This is a genomic window from Faecalibacterium sp. I3-3-33 (assembly GCF_023347295.1).
In the GTDB taxonomy this organism is placed as follows: Bacteria; Bacillota; Clostridia; order Oscillospirales; family Ruminococcaceae; genus Faecalibacterium.
This window is the reverse complement of sequence record NZ_CP094469.1, coordinates 872,903-898,237: the sequence shown is the minus strand read 5'-3', so window position 1 is coordinate 898,237 and position 25,335 is coordinate 872,903. Positions and strand designations below refer to the sequence as shown.

Here is a 25,335-nt window from a genome sequence, read left to right as displayed (position 1 = left end):
AGTTAAAGTTCAGACAGTTTGGAAAGAATCTGTTTTCCGATGCCAATCAGCTCGTCCAGCCGATGCCACAAATCTTCAATGTCTGCAGCATAAAGCTGATTGCTTTCATTCACACGTTTTGCCACCTGATTCAGATTGTTGCTGCAATTCTGAAGCAGGTACGACATCCGGCGCAACTGCGGCAGGTCAAGGTTCAAGCAGTATCCGTCCAATGCCATTTTACGGATATACGCACTCAGACTGCGGATGCCCATGCCATACATCTTTTCGTAAATCCGATTCTTTTCGGTTTTTGTGATGCGCAGGATCAAAATCTCGTTTCTCTTTTCTCTCATCGGGCATCACCATCCCGGTCCGAGTAGCTGCGGAACGGCTTGACCGGTTCCTCCTTATCCGACTTTTCGTTCAGGGCGGCCAGCACGGAAGGGCGCGCAGATTCCTCATCCGGCGTTTCTTCCATCTCCGGCTCGTGATGTTTTTCGTCCACATCCAGCTGTGCATTCAGTTCAGCCAGCCGTGCAGATTTTTGTGCCAGTTCTTCTTCCTGCGGAAAGGACTTTTCCACTTCTGCCTGCGCTGCCGTCTGTTGCTGTAGCAGATTCTCCAGTCGGGTGATATTGCCGTGCGGGTCGGCACCAAGTGCCACCGGATAAATCGCCTTGCCTTTCAGCACCGCCTGCTGCTCGTTCCGGACCGGCTCATAGCGCACCGAAAGCTCAAAGCCGCGGTACTCGCCCAGCACAACAGGCTCTGTGTCGGGAAGTTCTTTTGCCGCCAGAATCAACCGTTCACCGGCAGTCTTTTTGTCATCGAACATCATGCCTTGATGGTCATCCCGCAGAAGTTTTCCTTGTCCTGCGGATGGGCCGCAGCCGTTTCCGCATCGGTTTTCAGTGCGGAAATATGCGCTCTCTGCTGCTGAATATCTGCCGGGAACTGCGTCAGCAATTTGTCTTCCAGACGATATTTCTGGCTCTGATGGTCAGCTTTCAGAACTTTCAGCTTAGCCACCTGCACATCAAGGTCCATCTTTTCCTTAATCAGCGGGTTTCCGGCACACAGCGCCTTGACTTCGGCGTAAGAGAGCGCCTGCTCATCCACATCATCGCAGGAACGCACCGGGGATTTGCTGGTCATAATCTGCGAGATAAATCGCTGTTTATTTTCCAGTGTCTGCCAAAGGTACGCGTCAAAAGTTCCTTCCGTGACATAGTTGAACACCTTCACCTCTTTGTTGCGGTTTCCCTGCCGGATGATACGGCCGTTGCGCTGAGTCATATCACTGGGTTTCCAGCCGACATCCAGATGATGAACCGCCACAAGCCGGTCCTGCACATTGGTGCCTGCACCCATTTTTGCAGTGCTGCCCAGCAGAATCCGCACATCGCCGGAGCGCACTTTGGAGAACAGTGCCGCCTTTTTTGCTTCAGTGTCCGCCGAATGGATAAAGGCCACCTCACTTTCCGGCACGCCTGCGGCCAGCAACTTCGTTTTGATGTCATCATAAACATTGAACTGCCCATCGTTTTTCGGGGTAGAAAGATCACAGAACAGCAGCTGCGTCAGTTTCTGCTCCCTGCCGTCCTCCCAGATTTGCAGCACATTCCGCACACAGGCGTTCAGTTTGCTAGCGGGGTCATCGGGCAGCAGCGGATTCATCAGCCTCTGGTCAAGGCCGATTTTCCGGCCGTCATTCGTAATGCAGAGCATGTTGTCCTCGGACGCATCCACAGTACCGGAATGCACCTTAGCTGCACGCTCACTCAGATTCTGCACCATTTCTTTCTGGATGTCAGACGGTTTTACAACCACCGTTTCAAACTTTGCTTCCGGCACCGGCAGATGCAGCTGGTCGCTGGTCTTGATGTCGGCCACTTCCTTGAACATGGCCATCAGCTCCGGCAGGTTGAAAAACTTGGCAAACCGGGTGCGTGCACGGTAGCCCGTGCCCTCGGGCTGGACTTCGTCAAGAGGTTTTCGGTAATTTTTCTAAATTCATCAGGTTGTCCGCAAGGAAGGCCCTTGTGACCTCATGTCTGCACATATCCTTGAACATCTTTTCAATCGGCTTTTTGGCGGTTTCGGACTGCTTCACGCACACAATAAAGGTGGTTTTGCCAATCTGCACCGAATAACTCGAATTCTGATTCTCCATTCGATTTCTCCTTTTAGCGTCACTTTTTAAATTTGGCTGGCAAACTGGCAACTGTGGGTGTACCATGATTTTCTTGCCAGCCAAATTTTTCTGCCAGTCAAATAGCTCATTCCATCCAAAAGATCTTTTTGCGGCCTTCCACGATCTTGCTTTTCAGGGCATCGCTCAGTTCACGTTTGGCATCTCGGACAGTTCGACCGGGGATGCCCCTTTCCAGAGCCGCCTTGTCGATGTCCTCGCTGAACACTCGCTTTCCTCCGGCAAGCAGGGTGCAGATCAGGTCTTTGGCTTGCTGGGTCTTGGTTTCACGCTGCGGCTCAATGCCGGACAGCATTTCGTCTGCGGTAATGTCGTACTCGCCGACCCAGCGGAAGCCGCCCTCGTCCCCCAGAGAGAACGCCAGCGATGCGCCCGGCGGGGCAAGCGAACTTTTCTCATGGGTCAGGATTCGCATGGTCGGGTCGTGCTTCAGCTTGCCGATGAACATGACACTGCGCACGGCGGCAGCAATGTCGATGGAGCCAAGGCCACGCTGTAAACTCTGCATCCCGGCTGCTTTGTTCAGGTGTCCAATCAGCAAAATAACGCAGCCTGTTCGCTGCGCTACCTGTCCCAGCCGCATGAAGATAGGCCGGACTTCATTTGCCCGGTTCATGTCCACATCGGCACCGAGATATGCCTGAATCGGGTCTATTATGACCAGTTTGGCATTGTTCTCGATGATGGCTTTTTCAATTCGTTCGTCCGAAAGTGTCAGCTGCACATCGCTGTCATCAATGACCAGCACTCGGTCAAGGTCTGCGCCCGCTTCGATCAGACGGGGCTTGACCGTATCGCCCAGACCGTCCTCGGCGGTCTGATAGATTACATTGAACGGTTCCAGTCGTTCCATATTGGGCAGCAGCTTTCCATTGGTGCAGGCGGCGGCAAGGTGCATGGCAAAATAAGTCTTGCCCTCGCCCGGATTGCCTTGCAGAACACTGAGCTTTCCAAAGGGCAGATACGGCTTCCAAAGCCATTCCACCGGGGTCAGCTCCACGTCGCTCATGCGGATAATCTTCACCATTTTCGGTTTTGACGGCTCTTTCAGCACGACGCTCTTGAAATAATTGCGATTCGGGATTTCTGCTCGGTGCACCAGAACATCGTTCCAGTCTTTCATGCAGGGCTGGATGCGGGTCACGCTCACGGTGTCCGGCAGCAGAGCAGCCAGACAGAGGAACACACGCTCCACGTCCGGACGTTCAGAAAGAAACTGCTGCAATGCCTTTGCAGACACGCCGCCCAATGCCAGATAGCTGTGCTGCTGCCAGTTCTTTGGAAACAATTCGATGAAGGACAACAGGTCGATGGGGGCTTCAAAGACCAGCAACTGTTTGTCGGTGCCACGATGGGCAAAGCCAAACGCCTTTTCTGCACCTGCTGCATCCTGCCGGAACTTCTCATTGATGCCACGGCTGCTTGCGTAGCGGGGATGCCCGTCTGCATCCCGCCCCACAAAGACCACGTTGTGGTGGGAGGAATCCTCGTAAATATCTCCGGCAGCGATAAAGAAGTTCACCAGCGAGGGGCTGAGTTTTCGCTCCCGTGTCAGATAGTTCAGGATGTTGGCATTGGTGACGTTCCGCAGCGGCAGACGAAACGCCGGAGAGGGGGCGGGGTCAGCCTCCGGCTGGGCTTTGCCCGGCTCTCCGGTCAGCATCTGCACCGCTTCGGGGAAGGATTTGCCGTAAAATTCCATTACGAAATCCACAGGAAAGCCGCCCCTGCTCTGGCTGTGCCGAAACCATTTGTTTCCGCACACGGTCAGACTGTCGTGAGCTTTCCAGCGATATTCTTTTCCGCTGCGCACCAGCGTTTCGCCCTGCGCACGGAGAAAATCTTCCAGATTGGCGGCGTTTGCACGGTCAATTTGGGCTTGCGTGTAGGTCATATTCCTTCCTCCTTAAAGTTCCGGTGTGTTCTTCTGCTGCTCCGGTCTCTTCGGGGCGGCGGTGGCTTTGGCTTCATGCAGCTTCTTCAGCACAGATTCTTTCTCCGGGGTCTTGCCGTCCGATGCGGAAAGCTGCTGCTTATTCAGCACCATGTCGATATACTTGCGGATATTTTTCAAAGCGGAGATGTCCGGCTGCAAAGTTTCCAGTTGGCTGCGCAGCTCTGCGCTGCCGGATTGCAGCGCAGAAAATTCGGCATCCAATGCCGAAAAATCCACCGCTGTGCTGCCGTTCAGCTTCATCAGGGTGCGGACAGCTTTATTGAACGTGTCCAGTTCATCCTTGTGCTGGGCGGCATAAGCATCCTTGGCGAGTTTGAAGTTCTTCTTGATAAAGGTATCGTGGATGGGCTTCAGCTTGGCATGGATGGCAGCAGCATCCTTGATCTGGGCGATTGCCTGCATATGGTTCTCGTTCTGCTTCAGCTGCTTGCGTAGCGGGGCAGCGGTTTGGCTCAGGTCTTTGATTGCAGCATTCAAGTCCTCGACCGTGTTCAGCGAGTGGGCTTTCAGGTAGTCCACTGCCTGCCGAATTTCCTCAAAGTCCCGGACAGTGCATTTCAGTTTTGCCTTGTCAGACCAATCGCTGCGCTGCTCGTTGCGAAGGTTGAAGTAATCCACCAACAAGTCGGACAGCGTGGGTTCCTTCGCTTTTTCCAGAGCATCCAGAAAAAGCTGCTTCTTTTCGGTCAGGTCTGCGATCCAGTGTTGCAGACCACGGATGGTGCTGCGGATGGACTGCATCAAGCTGTTGGCGGCGCGAATATCCCGGTTGAGATTTCCGAGAAAGGTTTCGATTCCTCGCTTTTCCATCTGGTGAGCAGCGGGGCCGAGATGCACGGTCGGTATCTGCTGGATGCCCTGCCGCTCAAAGGAGCGTAGGTCAACACGTTCTGGTCTGCCAGCGGCTTCCAGATAGCGGTTGGTAACAACTTCCCAGCTGTGCCGCCAGACCTCGGCATACTTCTGGTCGTTCCAGTCCACCGTGTTTTCCTTATGGCACTTCCAGTAGCCGGATGGGAGTTGGATGCGCTCGCCGTTTTCGTCAAGGTCGTAAACCTTGCGGGCTTTCGGGAGCCACTTGCCGTGTTCATCCATTGCCCGGAGCGTCAGCAAAATGTGGGCGTGTGGGTTCCCATCTCCCTTGTCATGGATGGCAAAGTCGGCAATCATCCCTTTGGAAACAAACTGCTCCTGACAAAATTCCTTTATCATGGAAAGATACTGCTCTTTCGGAACCTCCACCGGGAACGCCAGAACGATGCGCCTGGCAAGCTGGGAGTTCCACTGGTTCTCCACAGCTTCCACGGCGTTCCAGAGGGTTGCCCGGTCTGCATATCCGGGCGGCGCATGGGACGGCAGCATGATCTCGGCATGGACAAGCTCTTTCTTCTTGTTGTAGAATTTCGTTTTCTGGTCGTACTCACTGAATAGCCGTTCGCCGCTTTGGTAAGCGGCCCCGGCAACAGCGGACTGCCCTTGGCTGCGCTTGACGATGGTGATTTTGAAATGCGGACACGGAATAGGCATCACCCCCAAACAAAAAGACCGCCCAACAAGATTGCTCTTGTGAACGGTCTGGAATCGTATTCGGTTGTGCTCGCCACCTTGGAACGGAGTGCTGTGCGCTTCGGTTTCAGGCGGGAGCCGCAAAAGGATAGCTGCAAAGCAGCGCAAGGAAAATGCAGTTTTCCTTGGGATGGAATCGGGCTGGCGCACAAACGCCAGCTTCGATTTCATCGAGCCGTCTGCAAGACCGCAATTTCACACAAAGGGGTCCCCGGAAAAGCATCGAAGATGATTTTATGGGGAAGAGGAGGAACTGCGGAGTGAATGAGCATTTGTGCTTTTGCATAGATGCGAACGATACGCAGCAAGTGACGACGAGGTGTATAATTGCGCCCTTTATTCTAAAGGGTTTTGAACGTTGCTACGTTCGTGAACGTTATGCACCATCTTTGCAAGTGCCAGCACGACTTCCGGTTGACGGAACGAGATCTTCAGCAGTTCCATCACCTGATCGTCGGTCAGTTCTCCCGGACAGACCAGAAAGCTTTCCAGCATTCCGGCACGGGTGCAAAGACGATGCACACGCTCTCTCCGGTTTAGCTCCGACATCCTGCGTTCAAGGATCTTCTCACGGTGCTGACAAGAGCGCAGCTTCTGCTCTGCTTTGGCTTTTTCGTTGTGGAGATAGGCAAGGTCGATTTTGGGTTGGGTCATGGTATCACACTCCTTTTTCAGAAAATAAAAAGCCAAACAATCAGTATGGAGGCTGATCATTTGGCTGTGGAAACATATTTAATTTTCGCAGTTTAATCGAACTTTCACGGTAAAAGTCCCATTCTTTTTCTCGGCATAAAAATCGCCATCGCTTTCCCGTACCACACGTTTTACATTTTTCAGCCCATATCCATGGTGGCTGCCAACCCGAAGGCTGCGCGAGGTACCACTGTATGGATTGTCAAGGCGGTAGAAAAGGCTTCGATACTGTTTGCGCAGCTGCAAATGGATCTTTCGTTGTTCTGGCGGCAAGCCACAACAAGCTTCAATTGCATTGTCGAATGTGTTTCCAATCAGGATGCTTAAAGATAACGGAGATATAGATAGAACTTCTGGAATCGTTACGTCCAGAGTTACTTTGATGCCGTTTTCTTCTGCTGTATGTAAACACTGATTTAACAGTGCGTCCACAACTGGATTTCCAATCGTAGAAATATTTTTGGAACGTTCAAAGGCATCCGTTGCATCTCGTACAATTTTGTGAAGTTCTTCGGAATTCCCACGCCCCGCCACCGCCTGCATTGCCAGAATATATTTTTTGATGTCGTGCCAAAGGGCTCTTGTTTCTTCTTGCCGTTCCTTTAGCTGCTGGTAATACTCCATCTGCAAGCGATATTGCTGCTCGTTAAATTCCGCTCTGAATTTTTCCTGCTCATTTTTTCGGAGAGCTTCTACATAGAAAACGATTAGGATATTCATTAAGAGGAGTACCACCATCAAGCCAATCAGATAGTCTGGAAAATTTTCATCCGCTGCATGGTACTGTACCACATAACAAACTGCGATACTGGCAATTTGGATAGCGATGATCGGCAGCAGCCAAAGAATACGCAGTACACTTTCTTTTCGACTGAAAAAATGCGAGAGCAAAACAACCAATGGAATCTGTATCAAATTTGAGAATACCACATAGATCAGTCTGGCTGCTCCCGCTTGCATTAGAATCGCTGTGTCTGGGATGCGCAGTCCGATAAGGAGCATTGCGAGGATCTCGACCACTGCAATCAGCGTAAAAAACGCAGCACTTGCAAAGATAACTTGCCATATTTGTGCTTCATAAAACAGAATTGCCAGAAAAAAACCTCCCAGCAGAAGGTAAATCGTTCGTGTCATCACCCAAGTGGGAAATAAGCTCAATGTACATTGCCCCACGATTAGAAGCGCAATATAAAGATAGAACCATCGTGAAGATAAATCTTTTTTCTGGAATAAACGGTCAACGAAAAGCACAAGCAGCGCAATGTTAGCAAAACTCCCGGCAAATTCAACAAAATAATATATCATCTTCCCAAATAAGCGTTAAAGCTCTGATTGAACTCCTGACGCTTCCTCCGGCTGATCGGCAATTGATTTCCACTGGACAGAACAACTGTCGTTCCAGTGGCGTAGACAATATGCTCCATATTTACAAGATAGCTTTTATGTGGTGAAGCAAAGCACCTTTTCGGCAACTGGTCTAAGGCTTCTGGAATCGTCATTCGCAGAGTGAGATCCTGCCCTTTACAATGAATCAAAACTTTATGCCCATGGCTTTCCAGATAATAAATTTCTGACGTTTCCAATGAAAGCGTAGCTCCTTCATATTCAACGGTAAAGTGTTTGGAATTCAATTCTTGGACAACTGCATCCATTGCAGCAGTAAAAAGCGATTCATCAAGTGGTTTCACCAGATAACGGAACGCAATGCCATACCCCTGCACAGCGTATTCATGCCGTTTTGTAACAAAGATCACCAACGGATGCTTTTCCATCTGTGTTAAGGTTTGCGCAATTTGAAATCCGTTTGAAGGCATTTCGATATCAAGCAGCAGAAGATCGAAGAAGTTCTTTTTTAGCTGCAAATCACTTAAAAGCACTGCACCGTCTGTGTAATTCTCAATGTCAAAATCGCCATGGACATCATATCGCTTGACGCTTTGAACAATATCTTCAAGCTCTGACGGTTCATCATCGCAGACTGCAATTCGATACCTCGCCATTTTGTCGTCCTCCACAAAGTAATGTTGCTGACACTATTATAAACTGTGCATTTGCGCCTGACAAGTGGTTTGACATACCACTTTTGCCGCCAAAACGACCAGTTTTGCCAAAGGTCTTGATTTCAGAAAAATCTATGGTGCATTGAAATTGAAAATCGACAGTCTGGGAGCAACATTACAATGTGGGAACGTACATTTTCTCAAAAAATTGTAGATAAGCTATGCGAGCAAGATGTAATTGTTCCCTCCGATGCAGTTGCATATGTTTACGAATATGAGCTGCTCATCTTAGCTATTATAAGCATCCTAATTGTTGAAAAGGGCATGATTCATATTGTTATGTTGATTGCTCTTGATTATACAGATTAAAAACAGGGAGGCGAAAATCATGAAGAAAAGTTTAACCTTCTCCTTCGCAATGTTACTGGGGGTAGCAGTTCTTCTAAGTCCTGTCTCAAATGCACTTGAAGCAGATATGAGCAGTTCAATCACATATAGGTCGGAGGACACGCAGATTTGCTATGTCTCTGAAATAGATGAGGTTATAAGCAATACGGAAATTGACAAATCGGTTCGACAAACCGTGAAGGAACGAGCCCGCACCGGAGCAACTTTCTACTCTATGACACCAGAATCGCGGGAGCAGGTCGAGCAGCTGTTCGGCATTCATTTTGTGGAAAACGCTTTGCTGAATACCATGGAGCATAGCGCTGCCCAAAAAGATCAACTGAATGTCTTTTTCAATTCCTCCACCAAAGTCATGGAGACGGAATATACAAGATACTGGCTGGACGGAAATGTAAGTATTTCACTTTGCGCCAACACATTTTATGATGTGGATGGAATGTGCGGTTCTCAGAAAACGTATACGAAAACATTCCCTAAACAGAATTACAGCATTTCCAAAAAGCTTTACACATCGAAGTCAGGAAAGTGCTTTGAAATCTACACAGTACAAGATCGTGCTGGCTGTACAACTGCACAGTATACCATGTTCCAACACCATGCAACAGACTATGCCCTTTATGTCCGCAATGAAAATGCTCAAAAAAGTGAGACGGCTGGTATTCCAAACGATTATCTGCTGACCTTACTGGATAGTTTCTCCTTTGAAAACTGATCGTTTTAAAAAGCTTGGTTGCACGCTTTATAGAGTTGCAGAAGATGACGAACTCGGATTGGAAGGCAAGATGCCAACTGTCGAAATAGTATCGAAGTAAGCAGCCAAGCTGTTTTATAATGAAACGCAAAGATGGCGGTACACATTGGAATAGGATTCAAAAGCCGTATGAAGAACACAGCATCAAAAAAGAAAACTTGTCTCGGATTTTTGCTGATCGTATTTTTAGCATATGTGGTGTGCTATCTTCTTTCTCAAACAGTGTTTCATGAAGTCTACTTGTTTGAATGGACAGCAGCCCATTATTATTTGTGTTTATGGGTTGCATCTGTTACTTTCTGTTTTCTGGAAATGTATAGAGCAGCTCTTATCACAACAGCTGGAAACTGGACAGGAATTTTGATCGGACAAGTGTTGGGCGATTTTATTATCAAAATAAACGCCACAAAAATCACGCCGGATATGTATATAGGAAAAGTATGGCGGCTCAAGGCACACTACGGAGTTTTGATTTGGCTACTCGTTTTCCTACTTTCGTTTATTATCGGAATGCTTGTTGAAAAGAAAAATCATTGTTAAAATGCGTAGTTAATAATAGACATCCATCTATTTGCAAGTCGCAAGTAGATGGATGTCGGTTTTATCTGTATATTCTAATTAAAGGTCAATCTTCTAACCTGCCATGGTCACAGCCGAGCGAGAGATAATGCTCAATCTCACCACCCAGCACAAGTCGGGCATACTCCAAGGGCTTGTTGTGGAGCAGCCAGTCAAACTCCGCCTGCTGTGCCGGAGTGTTGCCGTATTCGTCCTCAATAGCGATGCAGATAAACAAAACTGTGATTATGCAACAAATTTTCTATGAATTTATGTGCAGTCATACGATGTTTTAAAACAAGTGTAACAAACTTCTTCTAAAAGCGTTATTATAATAGAAAAATTCCTTTTCTAGGTGCGTGTAAGACATAGGGGAGGACAGCTTATGAAAATCAAAGAAAGTCCATCAATCATTCTGGCGTTTCATGGGATGCTTGGCCGCAAGAAGCAGACAAGCCTATTGCTGCTTTTGCTGACACTGGTTTTCTCGTTCCTGACAGCGGCGGTGATCTACTCCGTCAGCTCTGCACAGGTATTGCAGGACACCCGCTGTGAGTTATATGGCGAATGGCAGTACCTGCGTTTGTCGGATACTGCTGCGGATGCCGCACAGGTACAAGGCGCCTTGCCTGCATCCGCACAGGTCAGCACAGTGATCCAAAACGGAATCGTTCTCGGTGCAGACGATGGTGTGGCGGGTGGTATCGGAACGGCAGACGATACCTTTACACAGCTGGGACGTATCGTGCCGATCAGCGGTAATTTCCCCACCCAGTCCGATGAGATCGCCATGACGACGACACTGCTGGATGCGCTGGGCTGCTCCTATGACGTAGGGCAGACGGTCACGCTGAAGGTGGCTGCCAATGATTACGACCCGCTGGCAGGCTCCGGCGCAGTGATGGAAAAAGCCTATACCCTGTGCGGTGTTCTGCCTGCCTATGATGTTTATTGGAATCTGAACGGCAACCTGACCGTCAGCGGCATTGTAGCAGAGCCGCTTGCCATAGACGGGCAAAAGTTCCAGACATTTTATTATCTGAATGCAGCCGCACCCGTGACCGCTTCGACCGACCCTGCTTTAGTGGCAAACGAGTATGCCTACCCGCAGGAGGATACCGTTTCATCTTCTTTGCGCTTTTTACTGGTCGCAGCGATTCTGGTCAGCTTTTTTGCGGTGGCGCAGTATTTCCTGATCGTTCTGCACAAGCGTGTACATACTATCAATACCTTCCTGACGCTGGGGGCTAAAAATCGGGATCTCCGGCTCATGTGCCTGTGGGAGGCGCTTTTTGCCGGGCTTGCAGCAGTTGCTGCAGGGTTTGCACTGGGCTGCGGTGCTGCGGCAGTCGGTCTGGGGCTGCAGAAGCACCTTTCGTTCTTAGTGGTCCCCGCTGCATCTCTTGTGCCGTTGGCGGTGTTGTTTCTGCTCTCCGTACTGCTGGGCGCACTTTTGCCTGCGGTGCTGGTTCGCCCGCAGACCGCAAGACCCAAAGAGAAGCCTGCAAAAAAATTCCGCTTGGCACAGCTGCCGCTTGCACCGCAGATCGGTGTCGGCTGCGCGGTATTGCTGATTGCCGTCAGTTGTCTGTATGTCGGCTGGCGTGTCATGCTGCCGTATGATCTGGATGCACCGTATGCCTGTCTGTCCATCAAGATGAACGGAACCTCCGGGATGCCGTTTTCTTTAAAGGATGACCTCGCTGCATTGCCCGGCGTGGAAGAGGTTTCCGCCGCAATTGATCTGACCGATATCTATACCGTGACGTCCGACAAGATCCAGTCCAGCCAGATGCTTGCCGATATCTGGGTCAAGGGCAACGGTTTCTATACGGACATTTCGAACTTGATGCAAAATGCAAAAAAAGGAACGCTGAATACGATCGTCTGCGCCTTGCCGGAGGACGAACTGCGCCGCATTGCCGCAGATGCCGGCGTTTCGGACGAGGAAACAGAGACGCTGCTGGCAGGGGATTCTGTTTTGACCCTGTGGGGAGATTACTATTATGACCCCGCTGCGGATGAATATTATCAGGGCTTCCAAACGGATGGCAAAACGTTGGTTGAACCGGTTTTCGCAGCCGGAGACAAGTTGAGCATCCAATACCAGCGTTATACCGGGCAGGATGAAGCCGGGAACGATGTCTACCGGACGTACACCGCCCAGCTGCCCATTGCCGGTGTCGTAAAGTCTGCAAGAAATTACACACTGCTGACAACAGATCGGATCCTCTACAATGGCACGGTTTTTGTCAGCACGGCTCTTTATCATAAAATGTTTGAAGGCGCAGGAAGCTACCATATGGAAAAAGAAGGATACAGCAGCCTGAATGTAAAGCTGGCTGCCGACAATAACTTCTCGCTGCGGCGTTCCATTGCATCCATTGCCACACGCAGAAATGGGATTCTGAGCGCAGACAACTACGATCTGCTCAGCCAGAGCTACACCGAGGGCACACAGAGCGCTTTCCTTGTCGGCATCCTTGCTGTATTCGGGGTCCTTCTGGGGTGTGCGCTGCTGGTGGTTTTGAATCTTTCGGCTTATGAAGTCCAGCAGCAGCGGCTGTCGCTTCTCCTGACGCTGGGCGTTTCCCCGAAAAAACTGGTGCTGTCCTATGCAAAGCTGCTGCTCCCGGTCATCGTTGGGACAACGCTGCTTGTGAACATCGTTGTCTATGCGGCGGTCTCGCGCATCGTTCCGATCCAGAGCATTCTCGACCTGATCCGTATCCATACAAGCGGACGGGTGTTTGAATTCCATAAACCCGTGGGAAGTCAGATCATGGTCAGCATTCTGCTGATGGTGTTCTGGCTGTCCGCAGCGTTGCTGCCGATCTTCTCTTTTATTCGTAAAAAAGCATCCAAGGGGGACATTTTATGAAAGATAAAATTCTGGAAGCTGTGCAGATCTCCAAAACCTACGGGGAAGGGGAAAGTGTGGTTCACGCCCTCAGAAATAGCGACCTGACCCTTGAAAACGGTACATTTGCGTCCATCATCGGTTCCAGCGGCAGCGGAAAATCCACGCTCCTGAAAATTCTGGGAGGGCTTCTGCCGCCCACTACCGGCAAGGTGCTGCTGGACGGTCAGGACATTTATGCGATGAATGCGGAGCAGCTGGCACAGGTGCGGCGGCAAAAGATCGGCTTTATTTTTCAGGATTTCCGCCTGTTCCCGGAGTACACGGTGCGGGATAATATTCTGATTCCGTTCTATCTGGATCATAGAGCACCGAATGAGCAAATGCTTCACAAGCTGACTGAGATTTTGGGCATTGCGGGCAAGCTGCATTCCCGCCCCGCACAGCTTTCCGGTGGACAGCAGCAGCGTGTGGCGATCGCTCGTGCGCTGATTGCAAAGCCCCGCATCGTTTTTGCAGACGAGCCTACCGGAAATCTGGATACGCGGACGGGTGAGGATACGATGCGGCTGCTGATGGAATGTGCTGCGGAGTTCGGGCAAACGCTTATCGTTGTCACGCATAACCCGGAAATTGCGCAGAAGGCGCAGCAGATCATTCGGATCGAGGATGGACAGATCCTAAAAGGAGAACCGCAACATGAAAAAGGGAATTTGGATACGCAATAAAATCGTCCCCTACTACTTAAAAGGAGCCAAGCTTGCATTGGCCATGTTGCTAACTGAAAAAACATTGTCGGCATCCCAGATTGCAACAGCTATTTCGGAAAAAGGAATAAAATGTGACCGAAAAGAACTTGGAAAGATGCTGGCAAGTCTGGAACGGATGGGTGTAGTCACCTTAACAGATGGAGCCTATTCGTGTAGCACCAAGAAACTGAAAAACCGTCCGGTTGCATATTCTGAGGATCAGCTGATCGATTTAATTGGCATGACGCAGGGCACCGTAAACGGCAAAGCTTTTTATAGTGCAACACCGCCAATGAGCGTCAGTTCTCGTGGGAATAGCGGCGTATAATAAAGGATACTGGAGTATAGCTATAGCCCTCTATTTGCGAGGACTGCAAGTAGAGGGCTGACGGTTTGTTTGGAATATTTTAATTAAAGGTCAATCTTCTAATCTGCCATGGTCACAGCCGAGCGAGAGATAATGCTCAATCTCACTACCCAGCACAAGCTGGGCATACTCCAAGGGCTTGTTGTAGAGCAGCCAATCTAGCTCTGCTCGCTGCGTAGGGGTGTTGCCGTATTCGTCCTCAACGGCGATACAGTCGATGGAAAGAATAGTGCCATCATTAAATTGGGCTTCCAGCCGGTTGGTGTCCATGTTGTAGCGGCAGGAAAGCACTTTTTGAGGGGGATTATGGTCAGAATTCTGATTTCGTTTCATTTGAATTACTCCTTTAATGATCGTAAAATTTAATTTTCAACGAGATGAGGTCTCTTTTTTCTTTCTCTTAAGTCACTCAACCACACTATCCTGCATCCGTATCGCAAATCACATTGTCCACATCCGGGAGGTTCATCAGCTTTTGCAGGATGCCAAACTGTTTTTTGGTGGACGCAGACACAAGATACTGCCACTTTTTCGGTAGGATAGGCAGGTCGGCCACGCTCCACTTGACGAATTTTTCATCGTACACGTTGGGCGGAGCAAGTTCCACCAGATGCCCGATGCACCAACTGACGAGATAGCCGTTGCCCTCAAGGTAGCCGTCCTGACGGTTGGTGGCACCGAGGACTTTGGCGTAAGCCTGTGCCGTTGATGGTTTCTCGCTGACCACAAGTTGATAAGACAATAAGCATTCCCCCATTTCTTCTTGATTTTTCGCAAAATTCACTTGAAAAATGTACTGCTTCGGCTAAAATGTAAATAGATGAAAAAATCAACAGAGGCAATTGTAAGCAAGTGACGAATGTGAACTATATATATTAGACATGATGGGAATAACGGTGTATAGGTGCCAGCAGATTAAGGAGAACAACTGTGAACAAAGTACCGTACTTTATGTCATTGCGGTACAGTCCTTGAAACCGGCAGCACTCCGAGATACTTTGACGGCAAGCCAATGGAGCAGTATGTGTTTCTTTCTTTGGCATTTTTCGCTGTCATTTTTATGGAAATGCTATCTGATTTCTTGCTGGTTACAGAACGCCGCAATACATGGAAAGCGTTAAATGGAAATGTCAGCGAAGCCGAATTTCACAATCTTCAGCAGATTGTCCTATGCGAAAATCAGAAAGTTTCCATTGAGAAGAAACTTGCAAGTACGATACTACTGGTTCTGATGATATGTGCAACTGCTGCATTTGTGTGGTTTACCTTTTGGTATAAGGTTTTGTTATGAAAGAGATAATTATTGAACCGCATATTGGAATTGGACAATTAAAATTAGGCATGACATCAGATGAACTAGAAAATGCTCTTCTAGAAATGAAGAAACATTGGTCGAATTCTTCTGATGAAGCAATGCAAATGGAGCGTTGTACTGAAACTGGTGATCCTAATTTGATAACAGGACGATATATGGATAATGATTCGTTCTTTCTGGTGCAGTATCGGAACGGAAAAGCTACTGAAATCGGCATCCAGAGAGAGTTGTCTAAAGTGGCATCAATAAAATTGTTCGGGCTGGATATGTTTAATACAACCGCCGAGTGTATTGTTGATAGCTTAATGAAAAAGGACAACGTTATTTGCAACGAAAAGGACTTGCAACTGGGAACGGAATATATTTTTCCCCAAATTGGAGTCCGACTCTGGAGAGAGCGAGCATTTCATCCCAAATTGTTGAAAGACCCGTTATACATGGAAGAAATGCAGGCGGTATTAGAAGACGAATATCAATATCAGTATTTTCAGATGGTTACCATAATAGGTTGAACTACTAACTAACCATGAGCCCTCTATTTGCAACGACTGCAAGTAGAGGGCTGCTTTGGATATTTTAATTAAAGGTTAGTCTTCCATTCTACCGTGGTCGCAACCAAGTGAGAGATAGTGCTCAATCTCACCACTCAGCACAAGCTGGGCGTACTCCAAAGGATTATTATATAGTAGCCAATCCAGTTCTGCTCGCTGCGCAGGGGTGTTGCTGTATTCGTCCTCAACGGCGATACAGTCGATGGAAAGGATAGTGCCATCATTAAATTGGGCTTCCACCCGGTTGGTGTCCATGTTGTAGCGGCAGGAAAGCAGTTTGTTCATGCGAAAACCTCCTGTATGTATTCGTTGTTCGAATCCAGTTGGTCGTGTCCCTGCTCGTGTGAATTTAGGGCAACTGAATTCATCACAAGTAATTATGGCACATCATGGCCAAGCTTCTGGAACGATGTGCCATAAGACGGCGAGTTACCGCAGGTATCCGATGTGTTGAAGCTGTCGATGGTCTCTTTGCCAAGCGCTTCGGAAAGTTCTTTCAGGGTAGTCGGCTCGCTGCCGCCCAGAAAAATTTGCGCGTCCATGTTGCCCACAATCGTATCCGCATTATCTTTGTAGATAGCTTTCAGCTGACTGCGGGTCTGCAAGACAAGGCAGGCTGAAATCTCACGGCTGCGGATGGTAGCCACCAGCTTTTCCAACTGCGGAATCTGCCCGATGTTGGCACACTCGTCAATCAGACAGCGCACATGAACCGGCAGTTTACCGCCATATTGGTCATCAGCCTTGTCGCAGAGCAGGTTGAACAGTTGGGTGTAAATCATCGAAATCAGAAAATTGAAGGTGCTGTCCGTATCGCTCATGATCAAAAACAGCGCCGTTTTCCGGTCGCCAAGCTTGTCCAGCTCCAGTTCATCGTACATCGTGGCATCCCGAATTTCCTGAATATCAAAGGGCGCAAGGCGTGCACCGCAGGAAATAAGGATCGATTTCATCGTTTTGCCGGCAGCCAGCTGGAAAAGACGGTATTGCCGCACGGCAAAGGAGTTCGGTTTCCGCTTACTGAGTTCTTCAAACAACAAATCCACGGGATTCTGATACTCTTCATCGTCCTCTCGGACTTCCATGGCATTGAGCAGCTGCAGCAGCGTTGCAAAGTTTTGTTCTTCCCCCGGTGCCTCGTAATGCAGATACGCAATCAACGCAGTATAGAGTAATTTTTCGCTTTTTTCCCAGAACGGGTCGCCTCCGGTCCCCTCCCCTTTTGTATTGGCCATCAGGGTTGTAACCAGTTTCAAAATGTCCTTTTCTTCGTGGATATAAGCGAAGGGATTATAATGCATTGACTTGTGGAAATTGATGGTGTTCATCGTCTTAATGAGGTACCCCTTCTTTGCAAGGGCATGTCCGCACTCGTAAATGAGACTTCCTTTGGGCTGCATTTTGTCAAGATAAAAAATCAAGATGCTGCTGCAAATTTAAAAATTACCAGCTTTCGCTTCTTTTTGAATGATTTTTCGCATTTGAGTATCCAATGTGTTCTTTGAGTTCGGATTGAAAAAGATGTTGACGTTGTAAGTTGTGTTTCTGACTCGCATGGTCAACAGTCCGTCAGCGGGGCGATGTTCGGTCAATGTGATAGTTTTGCTCATTTGCGCTTCTCCTTTTACAATGTGTGTTCGCTTTCTTTTGGCTGGGTCTGTGATTTTTTCTGTTCAAGTGCTGCCTTGCTATCGTTCAGCTTTTTCAGTACCGATTCCTTCTCCGGGGTCTTGTCGCCCGGTGCGGAAAGCTGTTGCTTATTCAGCACCATGTCAATATACTTGCGGATATTTTTCAGGGCAGAGATGTCCGGCTGCAAGGTTTCCAGTTGGGTGTGCAGCTCTGCGCTGCCGGATTGCAGCGCAGAAAATTCGGCATCCAATGCCGAAAAATCCACCGATGTGCTGCCGTTCAGCTTCATCAAGGTGCGGACAGCTTTGTTGAAGGTGTCCAACTCCTCCTTGTGCTGGGCAGCATAAGCGTCCTTGGTCAGCTTGAAGTTCTTCTTTATAAAGGTGTCGTGGATGGGCTTCAGCTTGGCATGGACGGCAGCAGCGTCCTTGATCTGGGCGATTGCCCGCATACGGTTTTCGTTCCGCTTCAACTGCCTGCGGAGAGGGGCGGTGGTCTGATTCAGGTTAGAAATTGCAGTGTCCAAATCCTCGATGGTGTTCAGAGAATGGGCTTTCAGATAGTCCACAGCCCGTTTAACTTCCTCAAAGTCCCGGACGGTGCATTTCAGTTTTGCCTTGCCAGACCATTCGCTGCGCTGCTCGTTGCGGAGGTTGAAGTAGTCCACCAGCAAATCAGAAAGCGTGGGTTCCTTTGCCTTTTCCAGAGCGTCCAGAAGAAGCTGCTTCTTTTCGGTCAGGTCTGCGATCCAGCGTTGCAGTCCACGGATGGTGCTGCGAATGGACTGCATCAGGCTGTTGGCAGCACGAATATCCCGGTTCAAATTGCCGAGAAAGGTTTCCACTCCACGCTTTTCCATCTGGTGTGCGGCGGGACCGAGATGCACGGTCGGTATCTGCTGGATGCCCTGCCGCTCAAAGGACCGCAGGTCAACACGTTCCGGTCTGCCAACAGCTTCCAGATAGCGGTTGGTGATGGTTTCCCAGCTATGCCGCCAGACCTCGGCGTACTTCTGGTCGTTCCAGTCCACCGTGTTTTCCTTGTGGCACTTCCAGTTGCCGGAAGGAAGCTGAATGCGCTCACCGTTTTCGTCAAGGTCGTACACCTTTCGGGCTTTCGGGAGCCACTTGCCGTGTTCGTCCATTGCCCGGAGTGTCAGCAGAATGTGGGCGTGTGGGTTGCCATCTCCCTTGTCGTGGATGGCAAAGTCAGCGATCATCCCTTTGGAAACAAACTGCTCCTGACAAAATCCCTTTATCATGGAGAGATACTGCTCCTTCGGGACTTCCACCGGAAACGCCAGCACGATGCGCCTGGCAAGCTGGGAGTTCCACTGGTTTTCCACGGCTTCTACGGAATTCCAGAGGGTTGCCCGGTCTGCATATCCGGGCGGCGCATGGGACGGCAGCATGATCTCGGCGTGGACAAGTTCTTTCTTCTTGTTGTAAAATTTCGTTTTCTGGTCGTACTCACTAAACAGCCGTTCGCCGCTCTGGTAAGCGGCCCCGGCAACAGCGGACTGACCTTGGCTGCGCTTGACGATGGTGATTTTGAAATGCGGACACGGAATAGGCATCACCCCCTCGATAACATTTGAATCGTTCACTTGTAAAAATCACGAACTTATGGTATTATTAGCTTGAATAAGCAAGCAGAAAGTTGGTGAACCGATGTCGGAAAGAAAATCACAACAAGAATTGGATTTTGAACGGAAACACGAAGAAGATTTGCAGCGGTTGCGTGGCTTACGTCTGATTGATGATGATTTCATGGCTGCGGTGTTTGAAGAACGTGCCTGTGCTGAGTTCCTTTTGCAGATCATCTTGAAACGGGATGACTTGACCGTCAAAGAGGTTCATGGCCAGTACAGCATTAAAAATCTGCAAGGCCGCTCCGTTCGTCTGGATATTTTGGCGGTAGATCGGGAAAGCCGTGCATATAATATTGAGGTACAGCGCAGTGACCGTGGTGCGAGTGAAAAGCGCGCACGGTACAACAGCAGCCTGCTGGATGCAAACCTGACGGATGCGGGCGATGATTACGATGCGCTGAACGAAACATACGTTATTTTTATCACCGAGAATGACGTATTAAAGGCCGGCCTTCCCATTTATCATGTTGACCGTACCGTTCGGGAAACGGGAACGTTTTTCAACGATCAGGCGCACATCGTTTATGTAAACTCACAAATCAAAGACGAAACGGCATTGGGAAAACTGATGCATGACTTTTTCTGTACCAACTCGAAGGATATGAATTATTCCATTTTGGCACAGAGAGTTCGTTATTTCAAAGAAGATACGAAGGGAGTGGCAGCTATGTGCAGAGCTATGGAAAAAATGCGGGATGAAACCGAGCATGAAACATCGATCAAGCACGCATTGGCAATGTTGGCAGATGGTATGCCTTATGAAAAAGTTGCAAAGTACAGCGAACTTCCAATTGAAGAAGTCCGAGCATTAGCTGAAAAGAAATCTGCCTAACAAAAAGATAAGCCGATTGGAAATGTTGCTGTTTCCAATCGGCTTTTTCATGCGTGTTATATGGTAGCGGGCAAAAGGATAGCTGCAAAGCAGCGCAAGGAAAATGCAGTTTTCCTTGGGATGGAATCGGGCTGGCGCACAAACGCCAGCTTCGATTTCATCGAGCCGTCTGCAAGACCGCAATTTCACCGGAACGGTGTATAATTGCGCCCTTTATTCTAAAGGGTTTTGGACGTTGCTGCGTTCGTGAACATCATGCACCATCTTTGCAAGAGCCAGTACGACTTCCGGCTGACGGAACGAGATCTTCAGAAGCTCCATCACCTGATCGTCGGTCAGTTCTCCCGGACAGACCAAAAAGCTTTCCAGCATTCCGGCACGAGTGCAAAGGCGATGCACACGCTCTCTCCGGTTCAGCTTTGACATCTGACGTTCAAGGATTTTCTCCCGGTGCTGACAAGAGCGCAGCTTTTGTTCGGCTTTGGATTTTTCGCTGCGGAGGTAGGATAGGCTGTTTTTTGGTTGGGTCAATGGCATCACGCTCCTCTAATGATTTAAAAAAGGAGCAGCGCATCTATGAGCTTTGGAATCTCACAGATACGCTGGTTCTTGAGCTATATAAAAAGATTTATACGATTAGCGAATAGCATCCCATTTCTTAGTAAAACGGTTGTACCTTAGATGGTTGCGCAATACATCTTCAGCATCCTTATTGCCTTTTTCCGCTGCAAGAGAGAACCACTGTCCAGCTTTATTATAGTCAATTGGCACAGTGTAGTAGACGTAGCCTGCTTGATACATTGCATAGACACTACCCTGATTTGCAGCTTTTTCGTACCAGTAAATTGCAGCTTTGACATCCTTAACAATATAGGCACCTTCATAGTATTTATCTGCAAGGAGTTCTTCTGCATAGATATAGTTTTGTTCAGCCGCCTTTTTTAGCCAACGCTCACAACCAATATACGGATTAGCACCGCCAATAAAGCAAGCATCCCCCATCTCTTTATCAATATAGATTCTGGCAAGTTCATATTGCGCTGCGGCAACTCCTGCACGTGCACCATACTCGTAGTATCGTGCGGCTGCGACGATGTTAGGCTTTTCAAGACCGGCACCAGTTTTACAGCAATAGCCACAGTATATTGTCGCATTCAAATCGCCTTCCCAAACAGCTGCACGGAAAAGTTGAAATGCCTTTTTTTCGTCTTTTTGAATGTTTTTTCCAATCAGGTATTCATAACCCAGCTTACGCATGGCAACAGCGTCACCTGAATTGGCTTTTTGAGTTAAGGTATTGATGTCTTCCATACTTTTTCTCCTTAATCATACATGCTAGAAGTATTGTTGTTATTTAGCCATGCTTCAAGACCAGAAATCAGAATTTCATTGATGGACTCAATATAATTCTTGATTTTAGGATTCTGAGCTTGTTTTAAAGTAATCAGTCGATTTTGGTATTTCTGATTCTGTTCGATTGTATCAACCGCCTGAGTGCATTGGGAGTCTTTCGTAGGCAGATACAACGCATAAATAGCGAAGGAAACTTGTGTCATGGTAAGCTGTTCACCAGTAACAACAAACGAAAGCCACGGATATTTAGCGCTGTCGGTTGCTTCAATATAGACGGAAGGCTCGTACTCTACTTCATTTGAGAGTACTGCACCGCAGTTTTTAATTTTGGTTGTATACAGATCACCAAAATTTTCATGGAGATACTTATCAAGGTAAACTTGCATAGCATCTGTACTCCAGCGAATATTTTTTTGAGGAATTTTCTTGTTCCATTCAGCAACAACCATAGGAAGATCGAGTGTTTTGTCCTCGCTAGTTAAAAGGTTCATATAGGAGTTTATTTCCGAAACTGTCCAAGAAATAAATCGATAATCATATGCAATTTCATTATCACTTGTCTGAATGCTAAATTCCTCTATGCTGTTGGCCGCATTACTAATGTCATTTTGATTAAGATTTTTCAAAAAGTTTAACCGACGATCAATTTGCTCAGTACGAGGAATATTGTTTTTGACTAAAAATTCAAGAACCTTTCTCTCCTGAGAATACATTTTGAGGTAAGCAAAAACTTTCTGAAGTATGAAAAGCTGATCTTCCCAGCTAGATGTACAAATCAGAGGATAATATTCAAGGAACTCATCGAGATTGGTATCAACTTCCTGCGGGCTACCAGATTTCGAAGATTTAATAGATTGAGCAATCAAAAGATCGATTGGCAGGATTTGCTCTGTTGATGCAGAAATAAAAGGATTATCTTTTCCGACTTTTTCTTTAGCTGTTGAAAGCCGTAAATAATTCATAATAACCGTACAATATGTATCCAAAAGAAGAGCGGTAGCTTCGTCTGTTTCCTCCATAGAGAGACAGAGAATCATTTTTTTCATACCTGCATAAGGAGCAACCTCTTGATCGGCAAAAAGTAAATTGGAAACAGCAGCAACATAGTCTTCCGATTTCAAAATATCTTTCAAAGCTGCAAGCCTTGACAACGGACTGTTGCTTCCAACCATAGCGAGATAATTATCAGAATCATTTTTGGCAGCTTCTAATCCTTCCGCAATGCTGTCGAAATCTGTCAAAAAACTGCAATCGGCATTGTCAACAGGGAAGAAAGCATCATAATGACGATCCAAGCCTCGAATGCTAGGGACAATATCGGCGAAGCGCTGTAAATTGTGAATTGTCTGCATAACAAATCGAATGGAAATACAACACTTTTGATGCAGTTTAACTAGAGCTTCGCAGCATAGATTAACAACATCAGCTGCCTCCTGCTTATAGCTATCGCTGTTCTTCAGTTCATCGCTCAAACTATCCACAGCAGAAAAATCAAATTTTCCGGTATCCTCAAAAGAATCCATCAGAACATCAAAGGCATCATGAATGATAGTATTCTTTTTAGCCGCAAAATAGTTGCTTCTTTCATGCGTGAGCCAGTCTTGATAGAGTTTTTCATTTGCTTCAGCGTTTTGAGCATCGCGCTCCATCATTATCTTAATGAATTTTTCGGTTTCATTTTGATTCATTGTTTCTGTGATAGTTTCCTTTGCGATATCGGCGGCTGCCGAAAAAAGAGATCCGAGTAAGCCCATAAATAATTCCTCCCATTTTAAATTTGATCTAACTGACGGTAGACTTTTTCCAAATCCTGCATAGCTGAAATGACTTCACCTTTTAAGCCGGTTGCTTCCTGTAAGTGGTCATCCAGCTTGTTTACTCCTTTCTCCAATGATTTTCCAACACCTAATGTGTCTAACAGCTTCTTGGTTTGGTCGAGTTTCTTCTTCGCCTTTTGACTATCTGTGATTTCATCGTCAACATTTTGCCGGATTTGTTCAAGGCTCTGTAGATTCTGATTTGCATCCTTCGAAACGTCATAAGCTTTGTTCTCAACATCACGCAGAGAATCGTTAATGCTTTCCATAAGGGTAGCTTGAACAGCTGAATCTAAATTTGAAGAATCCAACGCAAGCCCGGCATCCATAAGACTCTTTTTTTGTTGCTTTAACTCGTCCAGCTTTTGTTTTTTATCTTCAATAGTTTTCTTTACCTCAGTGATTTTCGTTCTGGAATGCTCAATACTAAAATTTTCAGCCATAATAATACCTCATTCTAATTGGCCATTCGAATCAAGAAAAACAACGTTATTTTTGATTTTTTGTTGGAGAGGTTCTCCTATACTGCGAATCAATTCATCCAACATCGCTTTTCTTTCGGCTGAAATGAAAAGTTCATTTATCGCCTGACAGTCTCTTCGGTATTGTGAACGAAGTATTACAATCGAGGTGTAAATATTTTCCATGTGCCAATAGAAATCTGTGATTTGAGTGGATGTATGTACGGATGAGTCATATTCGGAGAGTGCACAAAGAGCTTCAACCTCCTTTTTCTTTAGTGATTTAACATTTTCTTTTAGAGTTTCTAGCTTTAGATTTTCTTCTTTTTGCGCCAACTGAAAAAATGCTGGCTTGTGAAGCATAATATCATATAGTTCGTCGTCATTGGGCGTTTCAGAACCATGACCTTTTTGCTCTTGAATTCTGAGTTCAAATGGTCGCTGAAGTCCTTCATAAGACATTAGGGCCTCACCCGGACGATAAACTGCAACATGTTCTAGTTGAATGCCACTAGCAGACATTGTGCTGCCAATCAGTTGTCGATCATCTATAGAGGTAAGTCTATGAATCAGCTTGATATTAGTATTTTTAATAACTTCAGGTGCCATAGCAGTAGGAAGCTGGTCTGCGATGATAATACCTTCGCGTAAAGCACGAACCTCTGCTAACATTTTAACGATATATGCTGTAGCGGCAATTTTAGGATTTGAATCTTGACCAGATGCTACTTGTGCTTCAGGAGCGATAAGGTTATGGGCTTCTTCGATAAAAATGATATGCCGGACAACCTTTTCTTCATCTGCACGAGGAGAGGCTTTCAAAGTTTCTCGAATGAGGGTACATAATAACAACGTAACAAAGTTGGCAGGACCTTCTCCTAACGATTCGAGTTCTACAATGACAGGGTGCTTTAGCCATTCCTCTGGAGAGAATGTAGAGTGTTTTACATCAAAAATGTCCTTCATTTCCCGACGTAGGAGACTGCCAATACGCATTTCCAGAACAGATTGAATATTACCTTGAATTTCGCTGTCATAAGTTGTTTGGCTAAGTTCTTTTTGAAAGCGATCATATAATTCCGACATGGTCGGATATTCTTTTTCCCCGGTGTTAATATCATTGGTATTCCAACCATGTGCTCGATAAATACCTTCGATAGCTTTATCCAATATAAAAGGAGCTGGTGGAGCAATCGGAAAAGCACCCTCAAAAACCTGACACAGTTTAGAGATATGTTCTGAAAGTGTGAGTCCTTTCGGGAATTCGAAGGGATTCAACCTCATAGGAAATTTTGTACTAGCTGAAGGAGAAAGAATAATTAACTCTGGAATATCATACCTAGAAAGTTCTCGATATTCACGCTTAGGTCAGTTTACAAGGAACTACACGCAGACCGTGAAACGGGCTGCTGACAACAAACGGCGGTATGCTCCCGGAGAGGGCAGCATACCGCCTGTTTTGTTGTCCGGGGTTTCCAAAGGGGTGCCCCCTTTGGCACACGACTTTGCTTGCAAAGTGTAGTGTGTTATACCTGCTGGCGTGGCTGACGGGGGAAACGGGGTGCGGTGCTTCTTGCGCCCCGTTTGCTCCGGCAGGAAAACAGGCTGAATTTTTGCGAA

At 47.4% G+C, this 25,335-nt stretch carries 25 protein-coding genes and 4 pseudogenes; 9 read left to right on the top strand and 20 right to left on the bottom strand.

The annotated features are described in order from the left end of the window. Positions 1–2 precede the first annotated feature (2 nt). The 8 genes and pseudogenes from MTP39_RS04295 to MTP39_RS04260 all read right to left on the bottom strand — a co-directional run bounded on the left by MTP39_RS04295 (position 3) and on the right by MTP39_RS04260 (position 8,410). Positions 3–335 carry a plasmid mobilization protein gene (locus MTP39_RS04295; RefSeq protein ID WP_249241570.1) on the bottom strand — a complete coding sequence of 111 codons (333 nt, stop codon included), beginning with the start codon at positions 333–335 and terminating at the stop codon, positions 3–5. Beyond that, a pseudogene (locus MTP39_RS04290) lies at positions 332–1,965 on the bottom strand (helicase-related protein); the annotation flags it as partial. The pseudogene MTP39_RS04290 and the gene MTP39_RS04295, both read right to left, overlap by 4 nt. Position 1,966: 1 nt before the next feature. Then, positions 1,967–2,155 carry a transposon-encoded TnpW family protein gene (locus tag MTP39_RS04285; RefSeq protein WP_249241569.1) on the bottom strand — a complete coding sequence of 63 codons (189 nt, stop codon included), beginning with the start codon at positions 2,153–2,155 and terminating at the stop codon, positions 1,967–1,969. A gap of 106 nt (positions 2,156–2,261) precedes the next feature. Continuing rightward, entirely contained in the window at positions 2,262–4,088 is a 1,827-nt protein-coding gene (locus tag MTP39_RS04280) for an AAA family ATPase (RefSeq protein ID WP_249241568.1), read from the bottom strand. Between the two features lie 12 nt (positions 4,089–4,100). Next, positions 4,101–5,672, bottom strand: a complete 1,572-nt coding sequence (mobQ, locus tag MTP39_RS04275; protein WP_442899421.1) for a MobQ family relaxase — start codon at positions 5,670–5,672, stop codon at positions 4,101–4,103. A gap of 381 nt (positions 5,673–6,053) precedes the next feature. After that, entirely contained in the window at positions 6,054–6,371 is a 318-nt protein-coding gene (locus tag MTP39_RS04270; protein ID WP_249241566.1) for a DUF3847 domain-containing protein, read from the bottom strand. Positions 6,372–6,449: 78 nt separating this feature from the next. Continuing rightward, on the bottom strand, positions 6,450–7,715 hold the full coding sequence (locus MTP39_RS04265) for an ATP-binding protein (protein ID WP_249241565.1): 1,266 nt from the start codon (positions 7,713–7,715) through the stop codon (positions 6,450–6,452). Continuing rightward, positions 7,712–8,410: a LytR/AlgR family response regulator transcription factor gene (locus MTP39_RS04260; RefSeq protein ID WP_249241564.1), complete on the bottom strand. Its 699-nt coding sequence runs from the start codon at positions 8,408–8,410 to the stop codon at positions 7,712–7,714. Before MTP39_RS04260 ends, MTP39_RS04265 begins: the two co-directional genes overlap by 4 nt. Before the next feature lie 180 nt (positions 8,411–8,590). Here MTP39_RS04260 and MTP39_RS04255 point away from each other — a divergent pair, with 180 nt between their 5' ends. The 3 genes from MTP39_RS04255 (at position 8,591) to MTP39_RS04245 (ending at position 10,109) form a co-directional block, all read left to right on the top strand. Then, positions 8,591–8,779, top strand: a complete 189-nt coding sequence (locus MTP39_RS04255) for a hypothetical protein (RefSeq protein WP_249241563.1) — start codon at positions 8,591–8,593, stop codon at positions 8,777–8,779. Between the two features lie 19 nt (positions 8,780–8,798). Further along, positions 8,799–9,530 carry a hypothetical protein gene (locus MTP39_RS04250; protein WP_249241562.1) on the top strand — a complete coding sequence of 244 codons (732 nt, stop codon included), beginning with the start codon at positions 8,799–8,801 and terminating at the stop codon, positions 9,528–9,530. Between the two features lie 168 nt (positions 9,531–9,698). Next, entirely contained in the window at positions 9,699–10,109 is a 411-nt protein-coding gene (locus MTP39_RS04245) for a hypothetical protein (RefSeq protein WP_249241561.1), read from the top strand. 85 nt (positions 10,110–10,194) lie between these two features. On the opposite strand, the pseudogene MTP39_RS04240 reads toward MTP39_RS04245, so the two are convergent. Continuing rightward, positions 10,195–10,371 (bottom strand): annotated as a pseudogene (locus tag MTP39_RS04240) (DUF6061 family protein); the annotation flags it as partial. A 141-nt stretch (positions 10,372–10,512) separates the two neighbouring features. On the opposite strand from MTP39_RS04240, the gene MTP39_RS04235 reads away from it, so the two are divergent. Genes MTP39_RS04235 through MTP39_RS04225 form a run of 3 tightly spaced genes read left to right on the top strand, consistent with a single transcriptional unit; the run spans position 10,513 to position 14,064 of the window. Further along, a complete protein-coding gene (locus MTP39_RS04235) occupies positions 10,513–13,008 on the top strand; it encodes an FtsX-like permease family protein (RefSeq protein WP_249241560.1) in 2,496 nt (831 codons plus the stop codon). Continuing rightward, positions 13,005–13,715: an ABC transporter ATP-binding protein gene (locus MTP39_RS04230; RefSeq protein WP_249241559.1), complete on the top strand. Its 711-nt coding sequence runs from the start codon at positions 13,005–13,007 to the stop codon at positions 13,713–13,715. Before MTP39_RS04235 ends, MTP39_RS04230 begins: the two co-directional genes overlap by 4 nt. Continuing rightward, on the top strand, positions 13,687–14,064 hold the full coding sequence (locus tag MTP39_RS04225; protein ID WP_249241558.1) for a hypothetical protein: 378 nt from the start codon (positions 13,687–13,689) through the stop codon (positions 14,062–14,064). Before MTP39_RS04230 ends, MTP39_RS04225 begins: the two co-directional genes overlap by 29 nt. Before the next feature lie 90 nt (positions 14,065–14,154). Here the strand turns inward: MTP39_RS04225 and MTP39_RS04220 are convergent, their stop codons facing one another. Both MTP39_RS04220 and MTP39_RS04215 read right to left on the bottom strand, forming a co-directional pair. After that, the gene (locus MTP39_RS04220) at positions 14,155–14,436 is read right to left on the bottom strand and encodes a DUF6061 family protein (RefSeq protein WP_249241557.1); all 282 of its coding nucleotides are present in this window, start codon (positions 14,434–14,436) and stop codon (positions 14,155–14,157) included. Positions 14,437–14,524: 88 nt separating this feature from the next. Next, positions 14,525–14,860: pseudogene (locus MTP39_RS04215) on the bottom strand (toprim domain-containing protein); the annotation flags it as partial. 255 nt (positions 14,861–15,115) lie between these two features. Here MTP39_RS04215 and MTP39_RS04210 point away from each other — a divergent pair. Together MTP39_RS04210 and MTP39_RS04205 are read left to right on the top strand one after the other, a co-directional pair. Then, on the top strand, positions 15,116–15,394 hold the full coding sequence (locus tag MTP39_RS04210) for a hypothetical protein (protein WP_243114938.1): 279 nt from the start codon (positions 15,116–15,118) through the stop codon (positions 15,392–15,394). Continuing rightward, entirely contained in the window at positions 15,391–15,930 is a 540-nt protein-coding gene (locus tag MTP39_RS04205) for a hypothetical protein (protein ID WP_249241555.1), read from the top strand. The genes MTP39_RS04210 and MTP39_RS04205 overlap by 4 nt, the downstream gene beginning before the upstream one ends. A 75-nt stretch (positions 15,931–16,005) precedes the next feature. On the opposite strand, the gene MTP39_RS04200 is transcribed toward MTP39_RS04205, so the two are convergent. The 4 genes and pseudogenes from MTP39_RS04200 to mobQ (MTP39_RS04185) all read right to left on the bottom strand — a co-directional run bounded on the left by MTP39_RS04200 (position 16,006) and on the right by mobQ (MTP39_RS04185) (position 19,171). Beyond that, complete coding sequence (locus MTP39_RS04200; protein WP_249241554.1) at positions 16,006–16,254, bottom strand: DUF6061 family protein; 249 nt, start codon at positions 16,252–16,254, stop codon at positions 16,006–16,008. A gap of 98 nt (positions 16,255–16,352) precedes the next feature. Continuing rightward, a pseudogene (locus tag MTP39_RS04195) lies at positions 16,353–17,363 on the bottom strand (VirD4-like conjugal transfer protein, CD1115 family); the annotation flags it as partial. 42 nt (positions 17,364–17,405) lie between these two features. Next, on the bottom strand, positions 17,406–17,579 hold the full coding sequence (locus tag MTP39_RS04190; RefSeq protein WP_143405707.1) for a hypothetical protein: 174 nt from the start codon (positions 17,577–17,579) through the stop codon (positions 17,406–17,408). 14 nt (positions 17,580–17,593) lie between these two features. Continuing rightward, a complete protein-coding gene (gene mobQ / locus MTP39_RS04185) occupies positions 17,594–19,171 on the bottom strand; it encodes a MobQ family relaxase (RefSeq protein WP_442899420.1) in 1,578 nt (525 codons plus the stop codon). A 100-nt stretch (positions 19,172–19,271) separates the two neighbouring features. Here mobQ (MTP39_RS04185) and MTP39_RS04180 point away from each other — a divergent pair, with 100 nt between their 5' ends. Next, positions 19,272–20,084: a PD-(D/E)XK nuclease family transposase gene (locus MTP39_RS04180; RefSeq protein ID WP_249241552.1), complete on the top strand. Its 813-nt coding sequence runs from the start codon at positions 19,272–19,274 to the stop codon at positions 20,082–20,084. A 213-nt stretch (positions 20,085–20,297) separates the two neighbouring features. Here the strand turns inward: MTP39_RS04180 and MTP39_RS04175 are convergent, their stop codons facing one another. From MTP39_RS04175 to MTP39_RS04155, 5 genes are all read right to left on the bottom strand, one after another. Next, positions 20,298–20,615 (bottom strand): DUF3847 domain-containing protein, encoded by a 318-nt coding sequence (locus MTP39_RS04175; protein WP_425292989.1) that lies wholly within the window; start codon positions 20,613–20,615, stop codon positions 20,298–20,300. A gap of 105 nt (positions 20,616–20,720) precedes the next feature. Beyond that, the gene (locus tag MTP39_RS04170; protein WP_117950304.1) at positions 20,721–21,395 is read right to left on the bottom strand and encodes a tetratricopeptide repeat protein; all 675 of its coding nucleotides are present in this window, start codon (positions 21,393–21,395) and stop codon (positions 20,721–20,723) included. Between the two features lie 11 nt (positions 21,396–21,406). After that, entirely contained in the window at positions 21,407–23,191 is a 1,785-nt protein-coding gene (locus MTP39_RS04165; protein ID WP_156061943.1) for a hypothetical protein, read from the bottom strand. Between the two features lie 17 nt (positions 23,192–23,208). Beyond that, the gene (locus tag MTP39_RS04160; protein ID WP_055192367.1) at positions 23,209–23,697 is read right to left on the bottom strand and encodes a hypothetical protein; all 489 of its coding nucleotides are present in this window, start codon (positions 23,695–23,697) and stop codon (positions 23,209–23,211) included. A gap of 9 nt (positions 23,698–23,706) precedes the next feature. Continuing rightward, positions 23,707–24,993, bottom strand: coding sequence for an ATP-binding protein (locus MTP39_RS04155; RefSeq protein WP_249241551.1), 1,287 nt, complete (start codon positions 24,991–24,993; stop codon positions 23,707–23,709). Positions 24,994–25,335: the final 342 nt, after the last annotated feature.

Coding starts and splice junctions, on each gene's coding strand:
- MTP39_RS04295 (WP_249241570.1), bottom strand. CDS start 335: ATGAGAGAAAAGAGAAACGAGATTTTGATCCTGCGCATCACAAAAACC.
- MTP39_RS04285 (WP_249241569.1), bottom strand. CDS start 2,155: ATGGAGAATCAGAATTCGAGTTATTCGGTGCAGATTGGCAAAACCACC.
- MTP39_RS04280 (WP_249241568.1), bottom strand. CDS start 4,088: ATGACCTACACGCAAGCCCAAATTGACCGTGCAAACGCCGCCAATCTG.
- MTP39_RS04270 (WP_249241566.1), bottom strand. CDS start 6,371: ATGACCCAACCCAAAATCGACCTTGCCTATCTCCACAACGAAAAAGCC.
- MTP39_RS04265 (WP_249241565.1), bottom strand. CDS start 7,715: ATGATATATTATTTTGTTGAATTTGCCGGGAGTTTTGCTAACATTGCG.
- MTP39_RS04260 (WP_249241564.1), bottom strand. CDS start 8,410: ATGGCGAGGTATCGAATTGCAGTCTGCGATGATGAACCGTCAGAGCTT.
- MTP39_RS04255 (WP_249241563.1), top strand. CDS start 8,591: ATGTGGGAACGTACATTTTCTCAAAAAATTGTAGATAAGCTATGCGAG.
- MTP39_RS04250 (WP_249241562.1), top strand. CDS start 8,799: ATGAAGAAAAGTTTAACCTTCTCCTTCGCAATGTTACTGGGGGTAGCA.
- MTP39_RS04245 (WP_249241561.1), top strand. CDS start 9,699: ATGAAGAACACAGCATCAAAAAAGAAAACTTGTCTCGGATTTTTGCTG.
- MTP39_RS04235 (WP_249241560.1), top strand. CDS start 10,513: ATGAAAATCAAAGAAAGTCCATCAATCATTCTGGCGTTTCATGGGATG.
- MTP39_RS04230 (WP_249241559.1), top strand. CDS start 13,005: ATGAAAGATAAAATTCTGGAAGCTGTGCAGATCTCCAAAACCTACGGG.
- MTP39_RS04225 (WP_249241558.1), top strand. CDS start 13,687: ATGAAAAAGGGAATTTGGATACGCAATAAAATCGTCCCCTACTACTTA.
- MTP39_RS04220 (WP_249241557.1), bottom strand. CDS start 14,436: ATGAAACGAAATCAGAATTCTGACCATAATCCCCCTCAAAAAGTGCTT.
- MTP39_RS04210 (WP_243114938.1), top strand. CDS start 15,116: ATGGAGCAGTATGTGTTTCTTTCTTTGGCATTTTTCGCTGTCATTTTT.
- MTP39_RS04205 (WP_249241555.1), top strand. CDS start 15,391: ATGAAAGAGATAATTATTGAACCGCATATTGGAATTGGACAATTAAAA.
- MTP39_RS04200 (WP_249241554.1), bottom strand. CDS start 16,254: ATGAACAAACTGCTTTCCTGCCGCTACAACATGGACACCAACCGGGTG.
- MTP39_RS04190 (WP_143405707.1), bottom strand. CDS start 17,579: ATGAGCAAAACTATCACATTGACCGAACATCGCCCCGCTGACGGACTG.
- MTP39_RS04180 (WP_249241552.1), top strand. CDS start 19,272: ATGTCGGAAAGAAAATCACAACAAGAATTGGATTTTGAACGGAAACAC.
- MTP39_RS04170 (WP_117950304.1), bottom strand. CDS start 21,395: ATGGAAGACATCAATACCTTAACTCAAAAAGCCAATTCAGGTGACGCT.
- MTP39_RS04165 (WP_156061943.1), bottom strand. CDS start 23,191: ATGGGCTTACTCGGATCTCTTTTTTCGGCAGCCGCCGATATCGCAAAG.
- MTP39_RS04160 (WP_055192367.1), bottom strand. CDS start 23,697: ATGGCTGAAAATTTTAGTATTGAGCATTCCAGAACGAAAATCACTGAG.